The sequence below is a fragment of the Phenylobacterium sp. genome (assembly GCF_036263695.1).
GTDB lineage: Bacteria > Pseudomonadota > Alphaproteobacteria > Caulobacterales > Caulobacteraceae > Phenylobacterium.
Map to the genome: position 1 here is coordinate 1 of NZ_DATAGM010000406.1, position 4,939 is coordinate 4,939.

Here is a 4,939-nt window from a genome sequence, read left to right on the forward strand (position 1 = left end):
CTTGGCCACCTCGATGCCGGCGCGGGTGGAGCCGGTGAAGGAGATCATGTCCACCTCCGGGTGGCTGGACAGGGCCACGCCCACGCCCGGGCCGTCGCCGTGCACCAGGTTGAACACGCCGGCCGGAACGCCCGCCGCATGCATGATCTCGGCGAAGATGTGCCCGCTGAACGGCGCCACTTCGGAGGGCTTCAGCACCATGGTGCAGCCGGTGGCGATGGCCGGGGCCACCTTGCAGGCGATCTGGTTCAGCGGCCAGTTCCAGGGGGTGATGAAGCCGCAGACGCCGATCGGCTCCTTGACGATCATCGTCGTGCCGCGGTCTTCCTCGAACTTGAAGTTCTTCAGGATGTTCGCGGCCGTGGCCAGGTGGCCCATGCCGGCCGGCACCTGGGCGCGCTGGGCGAGCGAGGCGGGCGCGCCCATCTCCTCGGTCACCGCGTTGGCCAGGTCGCCGAAGCGCTTCTGGTACTCGGCCAGGATGCGCTGCAGCACCTCGAGGCGCTCCTCGCGGCTGGTGCGCGACCAGGCCGGGAAGGCCTTGCGGGCGGCCTTGACCGCCTTGTCGACGTCCGCCGCCGAGCCGATCGCGATCTTGCCGCACACCGCTTCCGTCGCCGGGTTGATGACGTCGAGGGTCTTCTTCTCGACGGGATCCACCCATTGGCCGTCGATGTAGAATTTCATGTACTCGCGCATGACGTCCTCCTGGACCCGTATCGTTATGGTTGGCCGCAGTGGACATATGGCCCCACCCGGCTTCGGATACGCATCTTAGTGATCACTGATAACTGGCCAAGCCCCGCAGGGCCCGGCGGTCGGCGAATTCATGGACCGCGAGCGCCGCGGAAGGCAAGGGGCGCTTTCTTTCATGCCCTCTGCGCGGCCCTCTGATGCACCATGGGCTGTCCCGCCACCGGGCTCCTCCCCTTGGCGATCCAGTCGGCGCGGATGGAGCCGATGTAGAGGTCCTTCAGGTCCGGGCCGCCCCAGGTCACGTTCGTGGGATGGTTCACGTGCTCGCCGGTCGGATCGTGGATCACGGTCACGACGTCGCCCGAGGGGGTGATCGCCACCACCTTGTTCGCCGCCGGGAGGCAGACCCAGAGGTCGCCCTCCGCATCGAAGCCGATCCCGTCGGTCCAGCCGGTGGTCTCGGGCGCAGCGCCGCGCTCCAGGGAGCCCAGCACCGGGCCGTAACGCTCGCCGGGCCCTAGCTTCGCGTCGGGCAGGATGGGGAAGCGCAGCACGTCCGCCCCGCTGGTCTGGGCGCAGAACAGGAACGTCTCGTCGGCCGAGAGCGCCATCCCGTTCGGGAACTTGAGCCCCTCGGCGACGATCTCGCTCGTCCCGTCCGCCCGCAGCACGAAGATGAAGCCGTCGGCGCGCCCGTCCAGCGCCTGCGGCCAGGTCTCCGCGTGGGTGGAGTTGGCGCACCAGATATTCCCGGCCCCGTCTATCACCGGATAGTTGGCGCTGGTCAGCCGCTTGCCGCCCACCTTCGCGAGCAAGGTCTCGTGCGCGCCGGTCGCGGGATCGAACCGCTGGAGCGGCCCGTCCTGACGGTCGTAGATGCCGAAGTTGGCGATCAGGATCCGCCCCTGGGCGTCCATGTTGATGCCGTTCGGCGCGCCGCCCTTCGGCCCCATCCGGAGGAACGATCCGTCCGGCAGGATCTCGGCGACCGCGCACTGGTGGTCGGAGGCGAACACCCGGCCCTCCGCCCCCACCACCACGTCTTCGGGCCGGTCGATGCCGACGGCGATCTTCTGGAAGGACTCGGGCGCGATCGGCGCGAGCGGCATGGCGTTCCTCCTCACCTTGTTGGTTGGCCGAAGCTTGGACCGGGCCTCGCGCGTTCCACAAGGCCGCTTGCCGTTCGCGCCACGCGCCGGTAAAGCCGCGGCGACGTCATATTCGGAGTCCAGAGCCCATGATCGCGATCGGCGCCGTCGTTCTCTTCCTGGTCGTGATCGCCGCGCTGAACTTCTTTGAGTTCGGCCGGCTGGACTGAGCCCGTGAGCGGAGCGCCCGCGGTTGGCTGACCCCCGCCGAGGGGCCGCCCTGATCACCGGCGGCGCGCGCCGCATCGGCCGGGCGCTGACGAGGGTCTGCGCCGAAGCCGGCTTCGACGTCGCCATCCACGTCCGCACCATCGACGACGACGCTGAGAGCGCCGCCGCCGAAGTGCGCGCCCGGGGCCGGAAGGCGACCCTGCTGGCCTGCGACCTGCGCAAGGAAGCCACAACCGTCGCCCTGGTCGGCGAGGCCGAGACCGAGCTCGGTCCCGTCACCCTGCTGGTCAACAACGCCTCGGTGTTCGAGGACGACACCCTGGCCTCCATGAACCGCGCCTCTTTCGACGCGCACATGGACACCAACCTGCGGGCCCCGCTGATCCTGGCCCAGGCCTTCGCCCGCCGCCTGCCCGAGGATCGCGAGGGCCAGATCGTCAACATCCTCGACCAGCGGGTCTGGCGCCCGGGCCCCGAGTTCTTCAGCTATTCGGTGAGCAAGTCGGCTCTTTGGGAGGCGACCCGGATGCTGGCGCAGGCGCTCGCCCCGCGCATCCGCGTCAACGGCATCGGGCCCGGCCCCACCCTGCCTTCGATCCACCAGAAGGACGGCGAGTTCGAGGCTGAGGCCGCCTCCACCCTGCTCCGCCGCAGCGTCGATCCGGCCGAGATCGGCGCGGCGCTCCGCTATCTGATTGACGCTAAGTCAGTGACGGGCCAGATGATCGCCGTCGACGCGGGCCAGCACCTGGCGCCGCGTTCCTAGGAGCTGCCTTTCGCTTGTCCGTCATCCCGCTTCCGCACGAGCCCGCGGCTCCTGAGCCCGAGGTGCGGGTGGAGATGAGCAAGGTCTTCGTCCGCGGACTGCGGCTCGATATCGAGATCGGCGCCTACGCCCACGAGTTCGGCCGCACCCAGCCGTTGGTGATCGACGTGGAACTGGACGCCCCGGTGGCCGGCGCCCAGGCCCTGAGCGACGTGGTGAACTACGAGAAGGTCGTCAAAGCCGCCAAGGCCATCGCCGCCGAGGGCCACGTCGACCTCGTCGAGACCTTCGCCGAGCGTCTCGCCAGAGCCTGCGTCGCGGATCCCCGCGTCACGCGCGTCCGCGTGCGCGTGGAGAAGCCCCAGGCCCTCGCCCCCGACGCCGACGCCGCCGGCGTGGAGCTGACGCTCACGAAGATCTAGTTGCGCGTCACGCCCGGCATGTTGACGAAGTAGATCGGGTGGCCGTCGGGGTCCATGAGCATGGCCCGGTCCCGCCGCCGTCGCCCTGGGCCGGCGGGCGCTCGAACGTCAGCCCCTTGGCCTCGAGCGCGCCGGCGATCGCCGGCACGTCGCCCTGCCAGAAGATCAGCTGCGGCCGGTCCGGATCCAGATAGCCCTGATAGAGGGCCAGCCGGCAGTCGCCCTTCTGGAGCGTGACCACCCGCTCCATACGGTCGACCTCCTGGAAGCCAAGCTTGGCGTAGAACGCCGCGGATTTCTCCACGTCCGCCACCGGAAGGCCCACTTCGAACCAGCCCAGATCCATGCCGCTGCTCCTGTCACGCAACGCGCACAGCGTAACATGAACGCGATTTAAAGTGGCGCCTGGGCGAAAAGGGACCACATCAGGGCACGAGCTTCCAGGAGAGGGCCATGACCGACCACACCCATTTGCCGCCGCCGCAACCGGCGGCCACGGCTGACGAGCGCACCCTGCCGATCGTCACCTACGCCCTCTATCTGGGCGGCTTCCTCACCGGCGGCCTGACGCCGATCATCGGGGTGATCATCGCCCACGCCGGCAAGGACAACACCAGCTGGTTCGTGCGCAGCCACTACCAGTTTCTGATCCGCACCTTCTGGATCACTGTGCTGGCCCTGCTGGCCGGCGGCGCGGCCATGGGCGTGGGCGTCGTGCTGTCGATCATCTTGATCGGCATCCCGATCATGGTCCTGGCTGGCCTGTTCATGGGCCTCGTGGCGATCTGGTTCGCCGTCCGCTCGGTCGTCGGCCTGATCTACGCCGTGCAGAACCAGCCCTATCCGAAGCCGGAGACGTGGCTGATCTAGATGGTGACCTCTCCCTCCGCACGCGGAGGGAGAGGTCTAACTCAGGCCGGCTCCAGCTGGCGGCGCACCAGCCGGGCGTAGTCGTCCATCAGCGACAGCGAAATGGTCCCCGGTTTGAAGCGGTACTCGCCGATCTCCGAGACCGGGGTCACCTCGGCCGCGGTGCCGACCACGAAGCATTCGGTGAAGCTGGACAGCTCCTCCGGCTTGATGTGCCGCTCGACGATCTCGATGCCCTTCTGCCGAGCGAGCGCGATCACCGACTGGCGGGTGATGCCGTTCAGGAAGCAGTCTGGGGTGGGCGTATGCAGCACCCCGTCCTTCACGAAGAAGACGTTCGAGCCGGTGCTCTCGGCGATGTAGCCGCGGTAGTCGAGCATCATGGCGTCGGTGTAGCCGTCCTTCTCCGCCGCGTGCTTGGAGATGGTGCAGATCATGTAGAGGCCGGTGGCCTTGGCGTGGACCGGCTCCGTCTCCGGCGAGGGCCGCTTGTACTTGGCCCACGTCAGTCGGATGCCCTTGGCCTTCTCTTCCGGCGAGAAGTAGCTCGGCCAATCCCACACCGCGACGGCCACGTGGATGGTGGTGTTCTGGGCCGACACCCCGATCATCTCCGATCCGCGCCAGGCGATCGGGCGGATGTAGGCGTCGGTCAGGCCGTTCTTGGCGCAGGTCTCGATGCAGGCCCGGTCGATCTCCTCGACGCTGTACGGGATCTCGAAATCCAGCTGTTGGGCGGAGAAGAACAGCCGCTCGGTGTGTTCGCGGAGCTTGTATATCTCCCCACCGTACATCCGCTCGCCCTCGAACACGGCCGAGGCGTAGTGCAGGCCGTGGGTCAGTACGTGCACCTTCGCCTCGCGCCA

At 68.2% G+C, this 4,939-nt stretch carries 7 protein-coding genes; 3 read left to right on the top strand and 4 right to left on the bottom strand.

The window, feature by feature from the left end; genetic code table 11:
• Together VHK87_RS16300 and VHK87_RS16305 are read right to left on the bottom strand one after the other, a co-directional pair.
• Positions 1-699, bottom strand: a 699-nt coding sequence (locus tag VHK87_RS16300; RefSeq protein ID WP_329635944.1) for an aldehyde dehydrogenase family protein, incomplete at its 3' end; no start/stop codon positions are given.
• A 170-nt stretch (positions 700-869) separates the two neighbouring features.
• Complete coding sequence (locus tag VHK87_RS16305; RefSeq protein WP_329635945.1) at positions 870-1,805, bottom strand: SMP-30/gluconolactonase/LRE family protein; 936 nt, start codon at positions 1,803-1,805, stop codon at positions 870-872.
• A 232-nt stretch (positions 1,806-2,037) separates the two neighbouring features.
• Here VHK87_RS16305 and VHK87_RS16310 point away from each other — a divergent pair, with 232 nt between their 5' ends.
• Together VHK87_RS16310 and folB are read left to right on the top strand one after the other, a co-directional pair.
• Positions 2,038-2,781 (top strand): SDR family oxidoreductase, encoded by a 744-nt coding sequence (locus VHK87_RS16310; RefSeq protein ID WP_329635946.1) that lies wholly within the window; start codon positions 2,038-2,040, stop codon positions 2,779-2,781.
• Positions 2,782-2,795: 14 nt separating this feature from the next.
• On the top strand, positions 2,796-3,203 hold the full coding sequence (gene folB / locus VHK87_RS16315) for a dihydroneopterin aldolase (protein ID WP_414694159.1): 408 nt from the start codon (positions 2,796-2,798) through the stop codon (positions 3,201-3,203).
• A gap of 7 nt (positions 3,204-3,210) precedes the next feature.
• Here folB and VHK87_RS16320 read toward each other — a convergent pair whose 3' ends face one another.
• Complete coding sequence (locus VHK87_RS16320) at positions 3,211-3,549, bottom strand: VOC family protein (protein WP_329635947.1); 339 nt, start codon at positions 3,547-3,549, stop codon at positions 3,211-3,213.
• Positions 3,550-3,656: 107 nt separating this feature from the next.
• On the opposite strand from VHK87_RS16320, the gene VHK87_RS16325 reads away from it, so the two are divergent.
• A complete protein-coding gene (locus tag VHK87_RS16325) occupies positions 3,657-4,073 on the top strand; it encodes a hypothetical protein (protein WP_329635948.1) in 417 nt (138 codons plus the stop codon).
• Positions 4,074-4,114: 41 nt separating this feature from the next.
• Here the strand turns inward: VHK87_RS16325 and VHK87_RS16330 are convergent.
• Positions 4,115-4,939 (bottom strand): branched-chain amino acid aminotransferase (locus VHK87_RS16330; protein ID WP_329635949.1); only part of this gene is annotated, 825 nt, incomplete at its 5' end.